The sequence below is a fragment of the Salmonella sp. SA14318 genome (assembly GCF_029866905.1).
Lineage (GTDB): Bacteria > Pseudomonadota > Gammaproteobacteria > Enterobacterales > Enterobacteriaceae > Salmonella > Salmonella enterica.
Genome location: NZ_CP123282.1, coordinates 2310246 through 2332816, shown reverse-complemented (window position 1 = coordinate 2332816; position 22571 = coordinate 2310246). Strand labels below are relative to the sequence as shown.

General features: G+C 52.0%; 17 protein-coding genes. 12 read left to right on the top strand and 5 right to left on the bottom strand.

All coding sequences use genetic code 11. From position 1 onward, the window contains the following. Positions 1 to 270 precede the first annotated feature (270 nt). The 3 genes from yddG to QEN32_RS11130 all read left to right on the top strand — a co-directional run bounded on the left by yddG (position 271) and on the right by QEN32_RS11130 (position 3289). Complete coding sequence (gene yddG / locus QEN32_RS11140; RefSeq protein WP_001527674.1) at positions 271 to 1152, top strand: aromatic amino acid efflux DMT transporter YddG; 882 nt, start codon at positions 271 to 273, stop codon at positions 1150 to 1152. Positions 1153 to 1676: 524 nt separating this feature from the next. Further along, on the top strand, positions 1677 to 2765 hold the full coding sequence (gene ompD / locus QEN32_RS11135; protein ID WP_000769037.1) for a porin OmpD: 1089 nt from the start codon (positions 1677 to 1679) through the stop codon (positions 2763 to 2765). A gap of 143 nt (positions 2766 to 2908) precedes the next feature. Next, entirely contained in the window at positions 2909 to 3289 is a 381-nt protein-coding gene (locus QEN32_RS11130; RefSeq protein ID WP_014343841.1) for a GFA family protein, read from the top strand. Positions 3290 to 3313: 24 nt separating this feature from the next. Here QEN32_RS11130 and smvA read toward each other — a convergent pair whose 3' ends face one another. Beyond that, the gene (gene smvA / locus QEN32_RS11125) at positions 3314 to 4801 is read right to left on the bottom strand and encodes a methyl viologen efflux MFS transporter SmvA (protein WP_265322114.1); all 1488 of its coding nucleotides are present in this window, start codon (positions 4799 to 4801) and stop codon (positions 3314 to 3316) included. A gap of 117 nt (positions 4802 to 4918) precedes the next feature. Here smvA and QEN32_RS11120 point away from each other — a divergent pair, with 117 nt between their 5' ends. The 7 genes from QEN32_RS11120 (at position 4919) to QEN32_RS11090 (ending at position 14842) form a co-directional block, all read left to right on the top strand. Beyond that, positions 4919 to 5497, top strand: coding sequence for a TetR family transcriptional regulator (locus QEN32_RS11120; RefSeq protein WP_000121044.1), 579 nt, complete (start codon positions 4919 to 4921; stop codon positions 5495 to 5497). Between the two features lie 213 nt (positions 5498 to 5710). Beyond that, positions 5711 to 7099, top strand: a complete 1389-nt coding sequence (locus tag QEN32_RS11115) for a NarK family nitrate/nitrite MFS transporter (protein ID WP_202100420.1) — start codon at positions 5711 to 5713, stop codon at positions 7097 to 7099. Positions 7100 to 7190: 91 nt separating this feature from the next. Continuing rightward, positions 7191 to 10931 (top strand): nitrate reductase subunit alpha, encoded by a 3741-nt coding sequence (locus QEN32_RS11110; protein WP_265322113.1) that lies wholly within the window; start codon positions 7191 to 7193, stop codon positions 10929 to 10931. Continuing rightward, a complete protein-coding gene (gene narH / locus QEN32_RS11105) occupies positions 10928 to 12472 on the top strand; it encodes a nitrate reductase subunit beta (RefSeq protein WP_080203458.1) in 1545 nt (514 codons plus the stop codon). The genes QEN32_RS11110 and narH overlap by 4 nt, the downstream gene beginning before the upstream one ends. Further along, positions 12472 to 13167, top strand: coding sequence for a nitrate reductase molybdenum cofactor assembly chaperone (gene narW / locus QEN32_RS11100; RefSeq protein ID WP_023206390.1), 696 nt, complete (start codon positions 12472 to 12474; stop codon positions 13165 to 13167). Before narH ends, narW begins: the two co-directional genes overlap by 1 nt. Further along, on the top strand, positions 13164 to 13844 hold the full coding sequence (gene narI, locus QEN32_RS11095) for a respiratory nitrate reductase subunit gamma (RefSeq protein ID WP_000617106.1): 681 nt from the start codon (positions 13164 to 13166) through the stop codon (positions 13842 to 13844). Before narW ends, narI begins: the two co-directional genes overlap by 4 nt. Positions 13845 to 13948: 104 nt before the next feature. Next, a complete protein-coding gene (locus QEN32_RS11090; protein ID WP_265322112.1) occupies positions 13949 to 14842 on the top strand; it encodes a PhzF family isomerase in 894 nt (297 codons plus the stop codon). Positions 14843 to 14877: 35 nt separating this feature from the next. On the opposite strand, the gene nhoA is transcribed toward QEN32_RS11090, so the two are convergent. Next, positions 14878 to 15723, bottom strand: coding sequence for an N-hydroxyarylamine O-acetyltransferase (gene nhoA, locus QEN32_RS11085; RefSeq protein WP_265322111.1), 846 nt, complete (start codon positions 15721 to 15723; stop codon positions 14878 to 14880). Between the two features lie 283 nt (positions 15724 to 16006). Then, on the bottom strand, positions 16007 to 16639 hold the full coding sequence (gene steA, locus QEN32_RS11080) for a type III secretion system effector SteA (protein WP_265322110.1): 633 nt from the start codon (positions 16637 to 16639) through the stop codon (positions 16007 to 16009). Between the two features lie 512 nt (positions 16640 to 17151). Here steA and ansP point away from each other — a divergent pair. Continuing rightward, positions 17152 to 18645: an L-asparagine permease gene (gene ansP / locus QEN32_RS11075; protein WP_000857110.1), complete on the top strand. Its 1494-nt coding sequence runs from the start codon at positions 17152 to 17154 to the stop codon at positions 18643 to 18645. A 76-nt stretch (positions 18646 to 18721) separates the two neighbouring features. Here ansP and QEN32_RS11070 read toward each other — a convergent pair whose 3' ends face one another. Together QEN32_RS11070 and QEN32_RS11065 are read right to left on the bottom strand one after the other, a co-directional pair. Beyond that, positions 18722 to 18943 (bottom strand): YgdI/YgdR family lipoprotein, encoded by a 222-nt coding sequence (locus tag QEN32_RS11070; RefSeq protein ID WP_000732362.1) that lies wholly within the window; start codon positions 18941 to 18943, stop codon positions 18722 to 18724. Positions 18944 to 19087: 144 nt separating this feature from the next. Next, a complete protein-coding gene (locus QEN32_RS11065) occupies positions 19088 to 20149 on the bottom strand; it encodes a YncE family protein (RefSeq protein ID WP_265322109.1) in 1062 nt (353 codons plus the stop codon). Positions 20150 to 20412: 263 nt separating this feature from the next. On the opposite strand from QEN32_RS11065, the gene pqqU reads away from it, so the two are divergent. After that, positions 20413 to 22533: a TonB-dependent receptor PqqU gene (pqqU, locus tag QEN32_RS11060; protein WP_265322108.1), complete on the top strand. Its 2121-nt coding sequence runs from the start codon at positions 20413 to 20415 to the stop codon at positions 22531 to 22533. Positions 22534 to 22571: the final 38 nt, after the last annotated feature.

Here is a 22571-nt window from a genome sequence, read left to right as displayed (position 1 = left end):
CTCTTTTTTCCACGGATGCACACCTCCTTCGAACTGCAGCAAAACCTCAGTCCAGGATGCGTGTATAACTTCGCGAGGAAACTAACAGCAAAATCGATAACTTTTTTGCGTCAAATCAATATTGAAACGGTTCCGCTACTAAATAGCCCTATTTTTAAACTGCAATAACTCCAGGGAGGTACTAAAAAATGACACTGCATGGCATCGCCCCCGGAAAAAGTGCTATAAGTGGCAGTTTATTTTGCGTGGTATTCAGGACAGTCACAAAGCATGACATCACAAAAAGCAACGCTAATAGGGCTTGTTGCCATCGTTCTGTGGAGCACGATGGTTGGGTTAATTCGCGGCGTCAGCGAAGGTCTCGGACCGGTAGGCGGCGCAGCCATGATCTATTCATTAAGCGGCCTGCTGCTGATTTTTACCGTCGGATTACCTGATATCCGTCGTTTCCCGGGGCGATACCTCATCGCAGGCAGTGTACTGTTTGTCAGTTATGAAATATGCCTGGCGCTTTCTCTCGGTTATGCCGCCACTCGCCATCAGGCTATTGAAGTCGGCATGGTTAACTATTTATGGCCCAGCCTGACCATTCTGTTTGCCATTCTTTTTAACGGGCAAAAAACTAACTGGCTTATTGTTCCTGGATTGCTTATTGCACTTACTGGCGTTTGCTGGGTTCTGGGGGGCGAGAATGGTCTTAATGCCGGAGAAATTATCAACAATGTCGCCACCAGTCCGCTAAGTTATTTCCTGGCATTTCTTGGGGCGTTTATATGGGCGACGTACTGCACTGTCACAAATAAATATGCGCGTGGTTTTAACGGTATCACCGTCTTTGTGTTACTCACCGCCGTGGCGCTGTGGTTCCACTATTTTCTTACACCGCAACCTGCCATGATATTTAGCCTACCGGTGATTGCTAAACTTTTTACCGCGGCATTAACGTTGGGGTTTGCCTACGCCGCATGGAATGTGGGCATACTTCATGGCAATGTGACTATCATGGCCGTAGGGTCTTATTTTACACCCGTCATGTCCTCTGCTCTGGCAGCGCTGTTACTCAGCTCGCCACTGTCATTCTCCTTCTGGCAAGGCGCAGTCATGGTTTGCGTAGGCTCGCTACTTTGTTGGCTGGCAACGCGGCGGCGCTAATAGCGACGGGCGGGCCGATGTTGATATTAAATCGACCCGCTGCACCTTGACACTCTTCATAACACAACTACGCTTTTATCTATCGCCTGTGTGTATTTGACGATTTTCCATTTTCACGTGCTCCTCCTGCGCCATACCAGGATTGCGCTGGTAAAAATGAATTTTATAAAACCGTTAAATATGTTAATGTAATGATGCAATTATATTAATAAATATATAATTAACGTTAGCTCGCAACTGTTATTAGTGCATATAATAATCAGTAGTTACTACCAAAAATAAAACCATAAACAGCCCAATAGTCCCCTCCGAAAATATATCTTATTAGACAGTCCCTATTTGAATTAATACTCTCAAATGTATTAAGGAGATCTCGATCACACAAATTAAAATAATTTGTAATCTTATGAAACTTATTATTGAACTTATGCCACTCCGTCATTTAAAAATAGTCTGCCATTGACAAACGCCTCGTTTAACAATGGTTGAGGAAACACGCTAAGAAAATTATAAGGATTATTAAAATGAAACTTAAGTTAGTGGCAGTGGCAGTGACTTCCCTGTTGGCAGCAGGCGTTGTAAATGCAGCCGAGGTATATAACAAAGACGGCAATAAACTGGATCTGTACGGTAAAGTTCACGCTCAGCATTATTTCTCTGATGATAACGGAAGTGATGGTGACAAAACTTACGCGCGTCTGGGCTTTAAAGGCGAAACGCAGATCAACGATCAGTTAACCGGTTTTGGCCAGTGGGAATATGAATTCAAAGGCAACCGTACTGAAAGCCAGGGCGCTGACAAAGACAAAACCCGTCTGGCGTTTGCTGGTCTGAAATTCGCTGACTACGGTTCTTTCGACTACGGTCGTAACTACGGCGTTGCTTACGACATCGGCGCATGGACCGACGTTCTGCCAGAGTTTGGTGGCGATACCTGGACTCAGACTGACGTCTTTATGACTGGCCGTACTACTGGTGTTGCCACCTACCGTAACACTGACTTCTTTGGCCTGGTTGAAGGTCTGAACTTTGCCGCGCAGTACCAGGGCAAAAACGACCGTGACGGCGCGTACGAGTCTAACGGCGACGGTTTCGGTCTGTCCGCAACGTATGAGTACGAAGGTTTTGGCGTAGGTGCGGCCTATGCGAAGTCTGACCGTACTAACAACCAGGTGAAAGCAGCGAGCAACCTGAATGCTGCGGGTAAAAACGCTGAAGTCTGGGCTGCTGGTCTGAAATATGATGCGAACAACATCTACCTAGCGACCACCTACTCCGAAACGCTGAACATGACCACCTTTGGTGAAGATTCAGCGGGTGATGCGTTTATCGCGAATAAAACCCAGAACTTTGAAGCAGTTGCTCAGTATCAGTTCGACTTCGGTCTGCGTCCGTCCATCGCTTACCTGAAATCCAAAGGTAAAAACCTGGGTACTTACGGCGACCAGGATCTGGTTGAGTACATCGATGTCGGTGCTACCTACTACTTCAACAAAAACATGTCCACCTTCGTTGATTACAAAATCAACCTGCTGGACGACAGCGACTTCACCAAAGCGGCTAAAGTGTCTACCGACAACATCGTTGCTGTTGGTCTGAACTACCAGTTCTAATTTTGTTGTAGTCTGAATACAAAGCCAGTCCTTTCAGGGCTGGCTTTTTCTCTTGATGTAGACTCGGTCATAAGGAGTATGCCGTGCAGACGTTCACTGGTCGTTGTCTTTGCGGACAGAGCCATTTTACCGTTGACGTCGAAATGCTGGATGTCTATGCCTGCCATTGTACGCTGTGTCAAAAATGGTCGGGTGGAATAGCCATGTATCTGGAAGCCTGCGGGCAACCACAGCTAGCCCCCCTTTCCCCGGAACCGCCATACTTTTCATCCTCTTCGCGCGGCGAACGCTACTTCTGTTCCGGCTGCGGGTGTCCGCTGTGGTTTCGGCTTACCGATACCGATCGCTATTTTATTCCCTGGACCTTACTGGAACTGAACGAAGTTGATCGCCGTCGGCTGATTCTGGCTGCGGAAATCTATACCGAAACCCAGCCTGCCTTCTGGCGACTGACGGGGCAATACGCACGCCTCAGCGGTAAAGAGGTTGAGGAAATGGACTCCCCCTGCCAGCTAGCGCATTAAGCGCTTATCTCACCAGGCGTTATGTTATCGGCGTTGGGCTTTTGCCAGGCTGAACCACATCCCTACCGCCAGCAAAAGAAGCATACTCCCGGCGCTGCTTAACGCCACGCTATGCGACCAGATAAAGGCATGTCTGGCGGCGTCCAGTATTGCCTGCCCCTGCGTGGGCGGTAGGCTATTCGCCAACTGCACGGCTTCTCCCATTGAAGATGACGCTCTGGCAATCTCTTGCGCCTCAAGCCCGGCAGGCAGACGGATAGACGCGGAGAAGCTACGGCTTAACAACAGACCGAAAATGGCAATGCCCAGTCCCGCGCCCAGTTCATAAGCCATCGTTTCTATCGCGCCGGCCGCCGCCGCTTTTTCTGCCGGCGCAGCGGCCATAATTGCCGACGTGGAAGCTAGCAATGCGCTGGCGGCGCTAAATCCCAGCAGCGCCATCAGCCCCCAGGCCTGCCATTGCTGGGTGCTGAAATCCGTCATCGCCAGGCCATAAAAACTCAGCGCGCTTAACGCCATGCCGCCCGTCGCGACCAGCCGTAGTCCCAGACGCGAGACCAGCGCGCCCGCAATCGGCCCGCTGAATCCACTGGCGACCATCACCGGCAGCATAAATACCCCGGCCTCATAAGGCGATAGCCCGTGAACAAACTGTAGCTCTTGCGCCATCAGCAGCTCAAAGCCCACCAGAGTGATCATCGCGGTCATCGCCATCACGACGCCGCTCAGGATAATGCGATGGGTAAATAGTCGCATATCAATCATCGGACGCGATGTCGCAAGCTGTGTGCGGATAAAGAGTCCCAGGAGCAGCGCGCCGGTAAGCAGGGTAAACGAGATGACCCACAGCGACAAATGCCCTTTCAGCGCGGTTTTAGCGCTATAGACCAACAGCAAAATGGCAATAATCAGCATCACCGCATGGCCAAGATTGAGCGGTTGATCGCGACGGCCCGCCTGGCGAGGAACATAACGGGCGGTTAAGCCCATGACGACCAGCACAATCGGCACGTTGATCAGGAAAACCGATCCCCAGTAAAAATGCTCTAATAATATGCCGCCGATGAGCGGCCCAAACGCCGCTCCGCCCGAACCTACCGCTGCCCAGACGCCCAGCGCCATGTTGCGATGCTTCTCTTCACAAAAGGTGGCGCGTATCCCGGCCAGCGTCGCCGGTACAATCATCGCCGCGCCAATAGCCAGTAATACCCTGGTGGCGATAAGCCAACTGGCGGTATGCGAAAACGCCGCCGCCAATGATGCCAGGCCAAAGAGCGTCCCGCCCAGCATCAGCAGGCGTTTAAAACCGATACGATCTCCAAGCGCGCCCATCGGCAACACCATGCCAGCCATGACCAAAGAATAAATATCAATGATCCACAGCAGCTCGTTGCCGTTGGCCCCCAGTGTCATACTCAGTGTCGGCGCGGCGACATGCAAGACCGTGGCATCAATGGCGACAGGAATATAGACCAGCACAATAATGACTAACGTTAACCACTGACGAAACATAACTCTCCCTTCAAAAACTCAAATTTGGACGCCTGTCCAGTTTCAGGATCCTACGGTAAGTTGAACGAATGTCCAGCTTTTTGTTACACTGCGCGCATTGGCTAATGTGGGGAAAATATGAGTTACCTTAACCGGGATGAACGCCGCGAAGTGATTCTGCAAGCGGCGATGCGCGTGGCGCTGGCAGAGGGGTTTGCCGCCATGACGGTGCGACGAATCGCATCAGAAGCCGATGTCGCCGCCGGCCAGGTGCATCACCACTTCAGCTCGGCGGGTGAGCTCAAAGCGCTGGCCTTTGTCCATTTGATCCGTACCCTGCTTGATGCCGGGCAAGTTCCGCCGCCTGCCACCTGGCGTGCACGGCTTCACGCTATGTTGGGTAGCGAAGACGGCGGCTTTGAGCCTTACATAAAATTGTGGCGAGAGGCGCAAATTCTGGCCGATCGGGATCCGCACATCAGAGATGCTTATCTTCTCACGATGCAGATGTGGCATGAGGAAACGGTCACAATTATCGAGCAGGGCAAACAGGCAGGAGAATTTACGTTTACTGCTAACGCCACGGATATCGCCTGGCGGCTTATCGCACTGGTGTGCGGGCTGGACGGTATGTATGTGCTGGGTATTCCGGAAATGGCCGATCCCGCGTTTAAATACCATCTGGATCGTATGATTACGCTTGAACTCTTTGCGTAAAGTTACAAATAATTTAATAAAAATCACTTTTAGTTTACAAATAGTAACAATTAAGAAACATTATATCTCCTCTTCGCGCCGCGCTGGCCTGGTTTTTTATCTATTCTTTCACTCAATATTCTAAAAAAACTTCAATAAGTTCTCAAAAGAGCGCGTGACGCTCTGTCTCTTTTTTGTGTTTTTTTCAAATGATATGCGCATGTGAGGGGTAAAATGACACGACAAAACGAGAATTATAACCGTTATCTCTTGAGTGACTGGCGACCCGAAAATCCAGCCTTCTGGGAGAATAAAGGGAAAGGCATCGCCAGAAGAAACTTATGGATTTCAGTAAGTTGTTTGCTCCTGGCATTTTGCGTCTGGATGTTGTTTAGCGCTGTTGCCGTCAACCTCAATAAAATTGGATTTAATTTTACCACCGACCAACTCTTTTTATTAACCGCATTACCTTCTCTTTCCGGCGCAATATTACGCGTTCCCTACTCCTTTATGGTGCCACTGTTTGGTGGTCGTAAATGGACCGTATTAAGTACCGTAATATTGATTATTCCCTGCGCCTGGCTGGGATTCGCCGTGCAAAATCCCACCACCCCTTTCGGGGTATTTATGCTCATCGCTCTGTTGTGCGGTTTTGCGGGGGCAAACTTCGCGTCCAGTATGGGCAACATCAGTTTTTTCTTTCCAAAAGCCAGACAAGGTAGCGCGTTGGGTATTAACGGCGGCCTGGGAAATCTTGGCGTCAGTGTGATGCAGTTGATTGCGCCGCTGGTTATTTTTCTGCCGATATTTACTTTTTTAGGCGTCCGGGGCGTGCCGCAACCTGATGGCTCCCTGCTCGCCCTCACTAACGCCGCCTGGATCTGGGTGCCGTTACTGGCTGTCGCAACACTTGCCGCCTGGTTTGGTATGAACGATATCGGCAGTTCAAAAGCGTCTGTCGCCTCGCAATTGCCGGTGCTAAAACGCCTGCACCTGTGGCTGCTTAGCCTGCTGTACCTGGCGACATTCGGGTCATTCATCGGCTTTTCCGCAGGTTTCGCCATGCTCGCCAAAACGCAATTTCCCGACGTAAACATTCTGCAGCTGGCGTTCTTTGGCCCTTTTATCGGCGCGCTGGCGCGATCGGCAGGCGGCGTGATCTCCGATAAATTCGGCGGCGTTCGCGTAACGCTCATTAATTTTATCTTTATGGCGCTGTTTACCGCCCTGCTATTCCTCACGCTGCCAGGCTCCGGCGCAGGCAGCTTTAGCGCGTTCTATCTTGTTTTTATGGGCCTGTTTTTGACAGCGGGTCTCGGCAGCGGTTCTACCTTCCAGATGATTGCGGTGATCTTCCGTCAGATCACGCTCTACAACGTCAAACTGCGCGGCGGGAGCGATGAGCAGGCGCAGCGCGAAGCGGTGACGGATACCGCCGCCGCGCTCGGTTTTATCTCTGCTATTGGCGCTGTGGGCGGCTTCTTTATTCCAAAAGCGTTTGGCACCTCTTTGGCCTTGACCGGCTCGCCGGTGGGCGCCATGAAAATCTTTTTGCTGTTTTACATCGCTTGCGTCCTGCTGACCTGGCTGGTCTACGGGCGTCGTAAGCCTAAACAACAATAACAACATACGCACCTGTAGGACGGCCATCCGGCAATGGTTTAACGCCAAATCGACAGGATGGCGGAAAATTTATCGAAGCAGGAGAAATGTCATGAGTAAACTGTTGGATCGCTTTCGTTACTTTAAACAAAAAGGCGATACCTTTGCCGACGGCCATGGTCAGGTGATGCATACCAACCGCGACTGGGAAGACAGTTATCGCCAGCGCTGGCAGTTTGATAAGATCGTGCGCTCAACCCACGGCGTCAACTGCACGGGCTCCTGTAGCTGGAAAATTTATGTCAAAAACGGTCTGGTGACGTGGGAAACCCAGCAAACCGACTACCCGCGCACGCGTCCCGATTTACCGAACCATGAACCGCGCGGCTGCCCGCGCGGCGCCAGCTACTCCTGGTATCTCTATAGCGCCAATCGTCTGAAATACCCTCTGGTGCGTAAGCGGCTGATAGAACTGTGGCGCGAGGCCCTTTCCCGGCACAGCGATCCGGTACTGGCATGGGAATCTATAATGAACGACCCGCAAAAATGCCAAAGTTACAAACAGGTGCGCGGACATGGCGGCTTTATTCGTTCGAACTGGAAAGAGCTGAATCAGCTCATTGCCGCCGCTAACGTCTGGACAATCAAAACCTATGGTCCGGATCGTGTGGCGGGGTTTTCACCTATTCCGGCGATGTCGATGGTTTCTTACGCCGCCGGAACACGTTATCTGTCATTGCTTGGCGGTACTTGTCTGAGCTTCTATGACTGGTATTGCGATCTTCCGCCCGCGTCGCCAATGACCTGGGGCGAGCAGACTGACGTGCCGGAGTCCGCCGACTGGTATAACTCAGCCTACATTATTGCCTGGGGCTCTAACGTGCCGCAGACGCGTACCCCGGACGCCCACTTCTTTACCGAAGTGCGCTACAAAGGCACCAAGACAATCGCCATCACCCCGGACTATTCCGAAGTCGCTAAACTGTGCGATCAGTGGCTGGCGCCAAAGCAAGGTACTGACAGCGCGCTGGCGATGGCCATGGGTCACGTCATTTTAAAAGAGTTTCATCTCGATAATCCCAGCGACTATTTTCTTAACTATTGCCGCCGTTATACCGATATGCCAATGCTGGTCCTGTTGGATGAGCGCGCAGACGGCAGTTATGTACCGGGGCGTATGATGCGCGCGTCGGATCTGGTGGATGGACTGGGAGAAGCCAATAATCCGGAATGGAAAACCGTCGCGCTCAACAGTACGGGCGAACTGGTCGCGCCCAATGGTTCTATCGGTTTTCGCTGGGGCGAAAAGGGAAAATGGAACCTGGAACCGGTGGCGGCGGGCGTCGAAACTGAACTGTCGCTCTCTTTACTTGGTCAGCATGATGACGTGGCGGGTGTCGCCTTCCCCTATTTTGGCGGTAACGAAAACCCACATTTTCGCAGCGTGCGGCAGGAACCGGTGCTGGTACGTCAGTTACCGGTGAAACGCCTGGCTCTGGCGGACGGTAGCGAGCGGATGGTCGTCAGCGTTTACGATCTGGTGCTGGCTAATTATGGGCTGGATCGTGGCCTGGATGACTGCCATAGCGCCAATAATTATAACGACGTAAAAGCCTACACGCCGGCCTGGGGCGAACAGATTACCGGCGTGCCGCGTCGACATATCGAAACTATTGCGCGTGAATTTGCCGAGACCGCCCATAAAACTCACGGTCGTTCGATGATCATCCTCGGCGCGGGAGTGAATCACTGGTATCACATGGATATGAATTACCGTGGGATGATTAACATGCTGGTGTTCTGCGGCTGTGTTGGACAAACCGGCGGCGGCTGGGCGCATTATGTCGGCCAGGAGAAGCTGCGGCCGCAAACCGGCTGGCTGCCGCTGGCCTTCGCGCTGGACTGGAATCGCCCGCCGCGTCAGATGAACAGTACCTCGTTTTTCTACAACCATGCCAGCCAGTGGCGCTATGAAAAACTGACTGCGCAAGAGTTGCTGTCGCCGCTGGCCGATCCGGCTAAATTTTCCGGACACCTGATCGATTTCAACGTGCGCGCGGAACGTATGGGCTGGCTACCCTCGGCGCCGCAGCTTAATCTTAATCCGCTCAGCGTGAAAGCGAGCGCCGATAAAGCCGGGCTGTCTGCGGCGGATTATACCGTGCAGGCGTTGAAATCAGGCGCTATCCGTTTTGCCTGCGAACAGCCTGACAGTGGTCATAATCACCCGCGAAATTTATTTGTCTGGCGCTCTAACCTGCTCGGCTCCTCCGGGAAAGGTCATGAGTACATGCTCAAATATCTGCTGGGCACCGACAGCGGTATCCAGGGCGAAGCGCTGGGTTCCAGCGAAGGAATTAAGCCTGAAGAGGTGGAATGGCAGTCCGCCGCGATTGAGGGCAAGCTCGATCTGTTGGTCACGCTTGATTTCCGTATGTCCAGTACCTGTCTGTTTTCCGATATCGTTTTGCCGACCGCCACCTGGTATGAAAAAGACGATATGAATACCTCGGATATGCATCCGTTTATCCACCCCCTTTCCGCCGCGGTCGATCCTGCCTGGGAATCCAAAAGCGACTGGGAGATCTACAAAGGTATCGCCAGCGTCTTTTCTGAGATGTGTGTCGGACATCTCGGACAGGAAACCGATGTGGTGTTACACCCGCTCCAGCATGATTCCCCGGCGGAACTGGCGCAGCCATTTGATATTCTCGACTGGCGTAAAGGCGAGTGCGAACTTATTCCGGGCAAAACCGCCCCCAATATCGTCGTGGTTGAACGCGATTATCCGGCCACCTATGAACGTTTTACCTCGCTGGGTCCCCTGCTGGATAAATTAGGCAACGGCGGTAAGGGGATTGCCTGGAATACGCAAGATGAAGTCGATTTCCTCGGTAAGCTCAATTACACCAAACACGATGGCCCGGCGAAAGGACGTCCGCGCATCGACACTGCGCTGGATGCCTCGGAAGTGATTCTTGCCTTAGCGCCGGAAACTAACGGCCAGGTGGCGGTGAAAGCCTGGCAGGCGTTGGGCGAGATGACCGGGCGCGAGCACACCCATCTGGCCATCAATAAAGAAGATGAGAAAATTCGCTTTCGTGATATCCAGGCGCAACCGCGCAAAATTATCTCCAGCCCGACCTGGTCAGGGCTGGAAAGCGAGCATGTCTCTTATAACGCCGGCTATACCAACGTACATGAACTGATCCCGTGGCGTACGTTGTCGGGGCGGCAACAACTCTATCAGGATCATGCGTGGATGCGCGCTTTTGGCGAAAGCCTGGTGGCATATCGTCCGCCGATTGATACCCGCAGCGTCAGCGAAATGCGAGAAATTCCACCCAACGGTTTCCCGGAAAAAGCGCTTAACTTCCTGACGCCGCACCAGAAATGGGGAATTCACTCCACCTACAGCGAAAACCTGCTGATGCTGACCTTGTCGCGCGGCGGGCCGATTGTCTGGATTAGCGAAGCCGATGCCCGTGAATTGGGTATTGAAGATAACGACTGGATTGAAGCCTTCAACGCTAATGGCGCCCTTACCGCTCGTGCGGTGGTCAGCCAGCGCGTTCCGCCGGGTATGACCATGATGTACCACGCCCAGGAGCGAATTATGAATATTCCGGGCTCGGAAGTGACCGGGATGCGCGGCGGGATCCATAACTCCGTGACCCGGGTCTGTCCAAAACCGACGCATATGATCGGCGGCTATGCGCAACTGGCTTACGGCTTCAACTATTACGGAACCGTGGGTTCGAATCGCGATGAATTCATCATGATCAGGAAAATGAAAAACATTAACTGGCTGGATGATGAGGGCCGGGATCAGGTACAGGAGGCGAAAAAATGAAAATACGCTCACAGGTTGGGATGGTACTGAATCTCGATAAATGTATTGGCTGTCACACCTGCTCCGTCACCTGTAAAAACGTCTGGACCGGACGTGAAGGGATGGAATACGCATGGTTCAATAACGTCGAAACTAAACCGGGTATCGGCTATCCCAAAAACTGGGAAGACCAGCAGGAGTGGCAAGGCGGTTGGGTTCGTGATGTTAATGGCAAGATAAGGCCCCGTCTGGGCGGCAAAATGGGGGTAATTAGTAAAATTTTCGCCAACCCGGTGATTCCGCAAATCGATGATTACTATGAACCCTTTACCTTCGATTATCAGCATTTACATAATGCGCCGGAGAGTAAGCATCAGCCCACTGCCCGTCCTCGTTCACTGATTGACGGAAAACGGATGGACAAGGTGATCTGGGGGCCAAACTGGGAAGAGCTGCTCGGCGGCGAGTTTGAAAAACGCGCCCGCGACCGTAACTTCGACAACATACAAAAGGAGATGTACGGTCAGTTCGAAAACACCTTCATGATGTACCTGCCGCGCCTGTGCGAACACTGCCTGAACCCCAGTTGTGTCGCCACCTGCCCAAGTGGCGCTATTTATAAGCGTGAAGAAGACGGCATCGTGCTAATCGACCAGGATAAATGCCGGGGCTGGCGTTTGTGTATCAGCGGCTGCCCGTACAAAAAAATCTACTTTAACTGGAAGAGCGGCAAGTCTGAGAAGTGCATATTTTGCTATCCGCGTATTGAATCCGGCCAGCCGACCGTTTGTTCGGAAACCTGCGTCGGGCGCATCCGTTATCTTGGCGTTCTGCTCTACGACGCCGACAGGATTGAAGAAGCGGCCAGTACCGAACACGAGACAGATTTGTATGAACGTCAGTGCGATGTGTTTCTCAATCCGCACGATCCGGCGGTCATCGAAGAGGCGCTTAAACAGGGCATCCCGCAAAACGTCATCGACGCCGCCCAACGGTCGCCGGTGTACAAAATGGCGATGGACTGGAAGCTGGCGCTTCCGCTGCACCCGGAATACCGTACCCTGCCGATGGTCTGGTACGTACCGCCGCTATCCCCCATCCAGTCATACGCCGACGCGGGCGGGTTGCCGCACAATGGCAATATTCTGCCGGCGGTGGAGACGCTGCGTATTCCGGTCCAGTACCTGGCCAATATGCTCAGCGCGGGCGATACCGGTCCGGTCATTCGGGCGCTAAAGCGGATGATGGCGATGCGCCACTACATGCGCTCGCAGACGGTTGAAGGCGTGACGGATACCCGCGCCATTGAGGAAGTCGGTCTGAGCATACAACAGGTTGAAGAGATGTATCGCTACCTGGCGATTGCCAATTATGAAGATCGTTTTGTCATTCCCACCAGCCACCGGGAAATAGCGCGCGATGCCTTTCCGGAGCGTAACGGCTGCGGCTTTACTTTTGGCGACGGTTGTCACGGCTCGGATACCAAATTCAACCTGTTCAACAGTAGCCGCATTGATGCCATCAATATCACCGAAGTACGTGATAAAGCGGAGGGGGAATAATGCAAATCCTCAAAGCGATTGGCCTGTTGATGGAGTATCCGGACGACGAGTTGTGGGAATGTCGGGATGAAGCGCTTGCCCTTATCCAACACGATGCGCCAATGCTGGCCGACTTCACTCGCGAGCTGCTTTATGCGCCGTTACTGGATAAACAAGCAGAATGGTGTGAAGTGTTTGACCGCGGGCGCGCCACTTCATTGCTGTTATTCGAGCATGTTCATGCGGAGTCCCGCGATCGCGGCCAGGCGATGGTCGATTTGTTAAGCCAGTATGAAACCGTGGGCCTGCAGCTCAACTGCCGCGAACTGCCGGATCACCTGCCGCTCTATCTGGAGTACTTAAGCGTGTTGCCGGAAGCGGAAGCGCGCGAGGGATTACAGAATATTGCCCCTATTCTGGCGCTACTGGGCGGTCGTCTGAAACAGCGAGGAGCGCCGTGGTATCAACTGTTTGACGCCCTGCTGACGCTGGCGGGCAGTACGCTTACAAGTGACAGTGTCACTAAGCAAGTTATTCAGGAATCGCGGGATGATACCCGTCAGGCACTGGATGCCGTCTGGGAAGAAGAACAGGTGAAGTTTATCGAAGACAACGCCACGACCTGTGACAGTTCACCGTTACACCATTATCAACGACGCTTTAGCCAGGACGCGGCGCCGCAGTACGTCGACGTCAGCGCGGGAGGCCCGAAATGATACAGTACCTGAACGTCTTTTTTTACGACATCTACCCCTATATTTGCGCCACGGTATTCTTCCTCGGCAGTTGGCTGCGCTATGACTACGGACAATATACCTGGCGCGCGTCGTCCAGCCAGATGCTGGATAAGCGTGGGATGGTGATATGGTCGAATCTGTTCCATATTGGCATTCTGGGGATCTTTTTTGGCCATCTGTTCGGGATGCTGACGCCACACTGGATGTATGCCTGGTTCCTGCCGATTGCGGTAAAACAGCAGATGGCAATGATCCTCGGCGGCGTGTGCGGCGTATTAACGTTGATCGGCGGCGCGGGATTACTGTGGCGTCGTCTGACCAATCAGCGTGTGCGGGCGACATCCACTACACCTGATATTATCATCATGAGCATTTTGCTGATTCAGTGCCTGCTTGGCCTGAGCACCATTCCGTTTTCGGCGCAATATCCGGATGGCAGCGAAATGATGAAGTTGGTGGGCTGGGCGCAAAGTATAGTCACCTTCCGCGGCGGGTCTTCGGAAATGCTGAGCGGTGTGGCGTTTGTTTTCCGCGTTCATCTGGTGCTGGGAATGACTATTTTCCTGCTCTTCCCGTTCACCCGTCTGGTTCATGTCTGGAGCGCGCCGTTTGAGTATTTCACCCGTCGCTACCAGATTGTTCGTACCCGCCGCTAATTCTCTTTGCCCGGGGGTACGCTTACCGGGCAAAGAAAACACATGGGCGTCGTCATTCGGCAACGCACAGGCTATGATGATTCTTCAGTCAAAGGAGAACATCAATGAAACCGCAGATTTACCATGTTGACGCCTTCACCAGCGAACCCTTTCGCGGCAACTCTGCTGGCGTTGTCTTACATGCGGATACGCTAAGCGACGCGCAGATGCAGCTGATTGCCCGTGAACTTCGTCACTCGGAAACCGCCTTTTTGCTAAAAAGCGAAGAGAGCGATGTGCGCATACGCTATTTTACACCGACAGTGGAAGTCCCCATCTGTGGTCATGCCACCGTGGCCGCGCATTATGTTCGGGCAACGGTACTGGGGTTGGGAAACACCACCGTCTGGCAAACCTCGTTAGCGGGCCGTCATCGCGTTGAAATTCATGCCGAACACAATGACTATCGCATCACGCTGGAACAAGGTCAGCCCTCTTTTGAACCACCGCTAGTCGGAGAAATTCGGGCTGCCATCATCACCGCGCTGAACCTGACTGAAGATGATATCGTGCCGGGAGCGCCAATTCAGGTAGCTTCAACAGGACATGCAAAAGTGATGATCCTGCTCAAACCAGACGTTGATATTGATGCCCTTTCTCCGAATCTGGCAGCCCTGACGGCAATCAGCCAGCAAATTGGCTGTAACGGCTTTTTTCCTTTCCAGATTCGTCCGGGAAAAAACGAAACCGATGGGCGAATGTTTTCCCCGGCGATAGGGATTGTGGAAGATCCGGTAACGGGAAACGCCAATGGCCCGATGGGGGCATGGCTCGTCCATCATGGCCTGATGGCGCATGACGGTAAAACGCTGCAGATTCAAGGCCATCAGGGGCGCGCTTTAGGCAAAGAGGGTACTGTTGATGTTACCGTCACCATTCGCGATAACGAGCCGGACAACGTCACCATCTCCGGCCAGGCGGTCATTCTGTTTCATGCCGAATGGGCCATTACTTTTTAATCTTTGTCAGGCCCGCAAATCCTCGCGGCAAAAAACTATTTTCCCGCCTCCGGATGGGTATCAAATGCAGCCATTACCGCGGCCAGCTTCGCCTCGGTAAAACCGTGCTTTACATCATTTACGCCGAGACCAAACTGCTGCTGAAGTAACTGATACAACGACGGTACATCCGGTACATTGACCTGTTCAACGGCATGTCCCTGGTGGTAACGCGTGAAGTGGAAATTCGTTAATGTCAGCTTGCCGCCATCAGGCAAATGGCGGCACATCAACAAATGATGACGAAAATGGGATTGCGGCCAGTGAGCCGACCAGAAATTGCCCATCACATGATCGCTCTGCTGCTGCACCGCCAGATCAAAACAGTACATCGACTGCCAGTGCTCATGGTGGCGGAATTGTAAAATCCATGTGCTCCCCTCCTGCATCAGGCGGTATTCGCCATGCGGCGTTTGCTGGGCAATTTCAGCCTGCAGACGAAGCGGCGCGGTTAGCGTTTGGCCGCCAAACCCCACGTCCGCGATCCACTGCTCATTCTCAACATCAACCAGCAGCAAACGGTGCGTGCGCGGCGGTAAACTGGCGGGATGAGACAGAATGACCCGCCCCAATAAGCTTCGGACGTTAAAACCGATGTCGCGTAACGCGCGTTCAAACAGGCCATTCAGTTCAAAACAGTATCCACCGCGTCGGGCATAAAGCAGTTTCTCCTCTAATGCCGTCTCATCGAGCTGTATTTCACGAGGCAGTAGCACATCCAGATTTTCAAAAGGAATCGCGCAGTTGTGCGCTAAGTGAAGCGTTCTGAGCGCTTCAACCGTAGGAACCCCCAACGGCTGACAATGTAATCGCGTAAAATAAGCATGTAAAAAAGAGGTCATCTGAGGCTTCCATTAACATTAATGCTTGCGTTCGGCACACAGGCTGAGGCGGATATCGCTGCGCAACAGGATACCCTATCCGTGGAATAGCGTTGGATACTTTTGAAAAAAATAAGACAGGCCGGCTACAGCGCCGGAGGTACGTGGAATTTTGGCCTACAAACGGAAATCGGGTTCTGAGAATCTCCTTGCGACACGCCGCCAAAATAGCGGCGTGTTAAAATTTTTAACGCCAGCTCAGCGAGTCTGATTTCTAACAAAACTGGCTAAACATAAACGCTTTTTAATAAGTGTCCAAATAGTTATGGTAACGATCTTTTATGTCGGCCGCCCGTTGCACTTTCGCCTCGCCCATGCTGTTGGCTCGAGCGATATAATGTTCTAAACTCGGAATGGCGCCTAATGCCTGAGGTAAGGCATTATATTCTGCTATTCGCTCTCTGACGGTTTTATATTTTTCATCAATATCATAATGATAGTACGCTGGCGCTTCAAAAAAGCCCTCTTCCAGTCTCATACAGATCTCTTCAAAGGACCCTTTAACCTCAACGGTATGTTCGCCATCCGATATCCTGACGATTGGCTCACGTCCAGCCATCAGCGAGAGTTGTTCGAATGTTAACATCCGACCATCAGAAAGCTCGACATCTATAATAAATTGTTCATCACGTACAGCATCTGCAAGGTGATTATGGATATTCCCTGCATTGGCACAGAACTCCGCAACTTTAGGCGTAACATTGCAATAATGTTCAATTACTCTTGTAAATCCGTAGGCTAATCCTGCGGTAAGCACATACAAGATGCCTTTCATGATTTTTGTTGATAATTTATTTTCATAATCTCCTGCAGCAACATGAGGTAGCTTATTTCCTGATAAAGCTCTGGCATAGGTAGAAACTGATGTATGTGGCATATCCTGCTCCTTCAAATTTTGCTCAATAGCTTTATATGTCCTACTCCTCTCTCATTATGACGATATGTCAATCAACAAAATTGCTCAAAGGCATATATTTTCAGGAGAAAATGAGAATAACAGGCGCAACGGCCTTATCTTATGCTGCTGCAATATCGTCAGGTGGTTTATCGTTCGAGGTCATATCTATGACCATAAATCCCACCATGGATTAACCCTGATTAATTATTGCGCAAAGTAATCACTGCGGATTTGTGCTGGCGTCTTATCTGGCTGAATCGTGACCACACCGCACCACATCTGACCACACAAATAAACTCGACATTCTCATTTTGTCCTTTCCGTATGTTTTGCGTCATTTAACAATTGCAGGTAGGATGCTCCGCCGGCGGTTTTATCCCTGTCACAGAATCAGGGAAAAGCGGCATTCGCCATTGCAGGCAATCGATTGGTGAGCGCCCGTCGCGGCATAAGGAATTTTTCTGTCAGGACAGGCTATAACAGGTAACGTAATGAAAACACAGACTACGCACGCCGCAGAACAACATGCGGCGAAACGACGCTGGCTGAACGCCCATGAAGAGGGGTATCACAAAGCGATGGGGAATCGTCAGGTTCAGATGATTGCTATCGGCGGCGCGATTGGCACCGGTTTATTTTTAGGTGCAGGCGCCCGATTGCAAATGGCCGGACCGGCACTGGCGCTGGTCTATCTGATATGCGGCATTTTTTCTTTTTTCATTTTACGCGCGCTGGGCGAACTGGTATTGCACCGTCCTTCCAGCGGGAGCTTCGTCTCCTACGCCCGTGAGTTTTTGGGTGAAAAAGCGGCCTACGTCGCAGGCTGGATGTACTTTATTAACTGGGCGATGACCGGGATCGTCGATATCACCGCAGTGGCGTTATATATGCACTACTGGGGCGCATTTGGCGACGTTCCGCAATGGGTGTTCGCGCTCGGCGCGTTAACCATTGTCGGTACCATGAACATGATCGGCGTAAAATGGTTTGCCGAAATGGAGTTCTGGTTCGCGCTGATAAAAGTACTCGCCATTGTTATCTTCCTGGTGGTAGGCACGATTTTTCTCGGTACCGGTCAACCGCTTGAGGGTAATGCCACCGGTTTTCACCTGATTACAGATAATGGCGGCTTTTTCCCGCACGGCCTGTTGCCCGCGCTGGTACTGATTCAGGGCGTAGTGTTCGCTTTTGCTTCGATTGAACTGGTCGGTACCGCCGCTGGGGAGTGCAAAGATCCACAGACGATGGTGCCAAAAGCCATCAATAGCGTGATCTGGCGTATTGGTCTTTTCTATGTAGGATCGGTCGTATTGCTGGTTTTGCTGCTGCCGTGGAACGCCTACCAGGCGGGGCAAAGTCCGTTTGTCACCTTCTTTTCTAAACTTGGCGTGCCTTATATCGGCAGTATTATGAATATCGTGGTGTTAACCGCCGCGCTTTCCAGCCTGAACTCCGGGCTTTACTGTACGGGGAGAATTTTACGTTCAATGTCGATGGGGGGTTCCGCGCCGAAATTCATGGCGAAAATGAGCCGTCAGCATGTGCCCTATGCGGGTATTCTGGCGACTCTGGTGGTTTACGTGGTCGGCGTATTCCTGAATTACCTGGTCCCCTCCCGCGTGTTTGAGATCGTTCTTAATTTTGCCTCGCTCGGCATTATCGCGTCGTGGGCGTTTATCATGGTGTGCCAGATGCGTTTACGCCAGGCGATAAAAGAAGGCAAAGCCGCAGACGTCAGTTTTAAACTGCCCGGCGCGCCTTTTACCTCCTGGCTAACGCTGCTGTTTTTACTAAGCGTGCTGGTACTCATGGCGTTTGACTACCCGAATGGAACTTACACTATCGCCTCGTTGCCGCTGATCGCCATTCTGCTGGTTGCCGGCTGGTTTGGCGTGCGACGTCGCGTGGCGGAGATCCATCGAACTGCGCCAGTAACGGCGGATTCGACAGAGAATGTCGTATTGAAAGAAGAAGCAGCGACATAACATTCCCCTTCCCCGGCAGCCCCAGGCCTGCCGGGTTTAATGCGGGTTGCCGCCAACACCGCATCGCGCCCAATGCTTAGTCAGCCTTAATCAACTGCGCCACATCATTGCTGTTAATTTCCCGCTGGTTGCCTTCCTGATCGGTATAACTGGTCATCCCCGTCTCTTTATCTAACTGTGGCTTACCCTGAGTTACGATCGTTTGCCCATTCTTCGTCGTCATCACATAGTTGGTTGTACAACCCGCAAGCATAAAAAACATCATGCCCAAACCTGAGCATATAAATAATTTTTTCATATTTTCCTCGTGAATATAATGAGTTAACTACAGCAAAAAGGCAGTGTAATTCTCACAGAATCATCAGGCTATCGGCGGGGTGTAACGAGGCGTATCGGTGCGTTTAAAGAGATGACTGGAGGGGTTTCCCCCTCCATACCCTATTTACAGAGCAATGCGAATAACATCATCCGGCTGCGTCGCTTCCTGTTCACGTGTCGATTTCTGCTTCACGCTGACGTAGAGCGTTTTACCGTCTGCCGATAGCGCCAGGCTATTCGGGTACGTCGGCGTATCGAACGTTTTAACAACGTTATAGGTCTTCGCATCGATCACGCTGACCTGCCCTGCCTGACGATGTGTCACATACGCCTCGTTACGTGTCGGGTTAAACAGGACGGCCAAAGAAGCAGGGGCCGCGATTTTGGCAAGAATATTGCCATTACGGGTATCGACAACCAGGACTTCAGTCGCCTTCGAGTCGGTGATAAACGCGCGATGACCTGCGGTATCGAGACTCAGGTTAATAAAGAAGTGTTCTTTACCATCATCCAGCAACTTCTTACGACTGAGAATTTTATTGCTGGCGGTATCGATGGTGATAAATTCGCCATCCGCATTGGTGGTGTACAGGCGTTGCGCTTTACTGTCGAGCGCCAGACCCGTACTCATTTTGCCGGTATTTTCGATCGTCGTTTTCAGTTTGATGGTTTCGCCATCCACTACCCAAATAGCACTCTCTTTACCAACACCGCTAATGTAGATCGTGTTGGTCGCCGCATCGGCAACCAGCTCACGGGGCTGTAACGGACGAACCTCTTCAGTACGTTTGCGCGCATCAAGTACCAGACGACCTTTTACATCACCCGTTTTGGCATCAATCGCGGTAACAGCGCTGTTAATGGTATTGCCAAACCACAGCGTTTGGGTCGCGGCATTGATGGTGGCGCCGAACGGCTTGAGATCGTTATGAATCGCTTGCGTGATTTCCAGCGTCACCGGGTCGAGACGATAAACTACGCCGCCTTTATCCAGTTTACGGCTTTGCGATGTAGCCAGCCAGAGCGCGTTTTCTTGCTGACTCCAGGCCATCTCATAAGCGCCTTTGCCTACCGCTTTACGCAGCATGTCTTCCGCCGCCAGCGTGCTAAATGAGGATGCGACGAGGAGCGAACCTAACAATAAAGAACCACGCAGGCGCGGCGAAAAAAGATGACGTAAGTACATGACGACTCCCTTTGATAAAAACGTGTATAGCTGCTTCACACTACTTCGCTGCGCGGGATCTTCGTTCCGCACTTATTATAAGTTGAGAATAATAATCATTATTTATCAGAAAGTGGAGCTTTTCCTCGCCTGCGAATGTCATGGCTCTTAAATACCGCACATTTTCTTAACTTAATGTGCGATTAAAATTTCAAAACTTTACATATTGACTACCCTTAATGTCACGTTTTCCGTTGATACGCTTACATTTATCCGGCATTTTCATGAAAATTATTTCCGTTAGACAGCGACTTTATCCCGCCCTCTTATTGCCTCTGTCCTTCTCCCCGGTCCTTCAGGCCGCCAGCGCGCCCAATGAACAAACCATGATAGTCACCGCAACGCCGCAAACCGTATCCGAACTGGATACACCTGCCGCCGTTAGCGTCATTGAGGGAGAAGACATGCGTCTGGCGACGCCGCGCGTCAATTTATCTGAGTCTTTAACCAGCGTCCCGGGATTGCAGGTGCAGAACCGGCAGAACTACGCGCAGGATCTGCAAATCTCTATCCGTGGATTTGGCTCGCGTTCCGCCTTTGGCGTGCGCGGTATTCGTCTGTATGTTGATGGCATTCCCGCCACCATGCCGGATGGACAAGGCCAGATTTCGAATATTGATATTAACAGCATACAAGACGTTGAAGTGTTACGCGGCCCCTTCTCAGCGCTATACGGCAATGCTTCCGGCGGCGTAATAAATGTCACCACCGAAACCGGGAGACAGCCGCCCACCCTTGAGGCCAGCAGCTACTACGGCAGTTATGGAAGCTGGCGCTATGGGCTAAAAGCCACGGGCGCGATGGGTGACGGCACACAGCCTGGCGACGTGGATTACACGGTATCGACTACCCGTTTCACCACCCACGGCTACCGCGATCACAGCGGCGCGCGAAAAAATCTGGCTAATGCCAAACTGGGCGTGCGCCTTGACGATGTCAGTAAACTTTCGCTGATTTTTAATAGTGTGGACATTAAGGCGGACGATCCCGGCGGACTTACCGAATCTGAATGGAAAGCCGATCCGCAACAGGCGCCGCGCGCTGAACAGTACAATACGCGTAAAACCATCAAACAAACTCAGGCAGGATTGCGTTATGAACGTCAGCTCAGCGCGCAGGATGATATCAGCGTGATGGCCTACGCCGGAGAGCGGGAAACCACGCAATACCAGTCTATTCCCCTGGTGGCACAGCTAAAACCAGCCCAGGCTGGCGGCGTAATTACACTGCAACGCCACTATCAGGGCATTGATTCCCGCTGGACTCATCGGGGAGAATTAGGTGTGCCGGTCACCTTCACTGGCGGAGTAAACTATGAAAATATGAGCGAAAACCGCAAGGGTTACAATAATTTCCGTCTCAACAACGGCACCCCTGAGTTTGGGCATAAAGGCGATTTACGGCGGGATGAGCGTAACCTGATGTGGAATGTCGATCCTTATCTGCAAACCCAGTGGCAGCTTACGCAAAAACTCTCGCTGGATGCTGGCGTGCGCTACAGTTCCGTGTGGTTCGATTCTAACGATCACTATATCGCGCCCGGCAATGGCGATGACAGCGGCGACGCCAGCTATCACCACTGGCTACCCGCCGGATCGCTAAAATATGCGTTAACTGACGCCTGGAATCTCTATCTTGCTGCCGGTCGCGGATTTGAAACTCCCACTATCAATGAGCTTTCTTATCGTGCTGACGGCCAAAGTGGGTTCAACTTTGACCTCCAACCGTCGACCAATGATACGGTGGAAGTCGGCAGTAAAACGCGGATTGGCAATGGCTTGTTGACCGCCGCGTTATTTCAAACCGATACCGATGATGAAATTGTCGTCGCCAGCAGTATGGGAGGACGCACTACCTACAAAAACGCGGGCAAAACACGCCGCCAGGGCGCAGAGCTCGCGTTGGACCAGCGCTTCGCCGGCGACTGGCGGGTGAAAGCATCATGGACCTGGCTGGATGCGACCTATCGCAGTAACGTTTGTCAGGGGCAAAACTGTGATGGAAACCGGATGCCCGGCATCGCCCGTAATATGGGATTCGCCTCATTAGGTTTTATCCCGGATGAGGGGTGGTACGCCGGAACAGACGTGCGGTATATGGGCGATATCATGGCCAATGATGAAAATACCGCCAAAGCGCCTTCGTATACCGTTGTTGGACTAAATACAGGGTATAAATTTAATTACAGTCAGCTTACCGTCGATATTTTTGGGCGGGTAGATAATCTATTTGATAAAGAATATATCGGTTCGGTGATCGTTAATGAATCTAATGGCCGATATTATGAGCCAGCGCCAGGGCGTAACTATGGCGTGGGGATTAATCTGGCATGGCAGTTTGAATAAATATCCGGCAAATATCCGGCAATAGCGGGGAATCCCCG

Bases quoted from the DNA above. Each gene is read 5' to 3' on its own strand.
- yddG (WP_001527674.1), top strand. From the start codon at position 271: ATGACATCACAAAAAGCAACGCTAATAGGGCTTGTTGCCATCGTTCTG.
- ompD (WP_000769037.1), top strand. From the start codon at position 1,677: ATGAAACTTAAGTTAGTGGCAGTGGCAGTGACTTCCCTGTTGGCAGCA.
- QEN32_RS11130 (WP_014343841.1), top strand. From the start codon at position 2,909: ATGCTGGATGTCTATGCCTGCCATTGTACGCTGTGTCAAAAATGGTCG.
- smvA (WP_265322114.1), bottom strand. From the start codon at position 4,801: ATGTTTCGTCAGTGGTTAACGTTAGTCATTATTGTGCTGGTCTATATT.
- QEN32_RS11120 (WP_000121044.1), top strand. From the start codon at position 4,919: ATGAGTTACCTTAACCGGGATGAACGCCGCGAAGTGATTCTGCAAGCG.
- QEN32_RS11115 (WP_202100420.1), top strand. From the start codon at position 5,711: ATGACACGACAAAACGAGAATTATAACCGTTATCTCTTGAGTGACTGG.
- QEN32_RS11110 (WP_265322113.1), top strand. From the start codon at position 7,191: ATGAGTAAACTGTTGGATCGCTTTCGTTACTTTAAACAAAAAGGCGAT.
- narH (WP_080203458.1), top strand. From the start codon at position 10,928: ATGAAAATACGCTCACAGGTTGGGATGGTACTGAATCTCGATAAATGT.
- narW (WP_023206390.1), top strand. From the start codon at position 12,472: ATGCAAATCCTCAAAGCGATTGGCCTGTTGATGGAGTATCCGGACGAC.
- narI (WP_000617106.1), top strand. From the start codon at position 13,164: ATGATACAGTACCTGAACGTCTTTTTTTACGACATCTACCCCTATATT.
- QEN32_RS11090 (WP_265322112.1), top strand. From the start codon at position 13,949: ATGAAACCGCAGATTTACCATGTTGACGCCTTCACCAGCGAACCCTTT.
- nhoA (WP_265322111.1), bottom strand. From the start codon at position 15,723: ATGACCTCTTTTTTACATGCTTATTTTACGCGATTACATTGTCAGCCG.
- steA (WP_265322110.1), bottom strand. From the start codon at position 16,639: ATGCCACATACATCAGTTTCTACCTATGCCAGAGCTTTATCAGGAAAT.
- ansP (WP_000857110.1), top strand. From the start codon at position 17,152: ATGAAAACACAGACTACGCACGCCGCAGAACAACATGCGGCGAAACGA.
- QEN32_RS11070 (WP_000732362.1), bottom strand. From the start codon at position 18,943: ATGAAAAAATTATTTATATGCTCAGGTTTGGGCATGATGTTTTTTATG.
- QEN32_RS11065 (WP_265322109.1), bottom strand. From the start codon at position 20,149: ATGTACTTACGTCATCTTTTTTCGCCGCGCCTGCGTGGTTCTTTATTG.
- pqqU (WP_265322108.1), top strand. From the start codon at position 20,413: ATGAAAATTATTTCCGTTAGACAGCGACTTTATCCCGCCCTCTTATTG.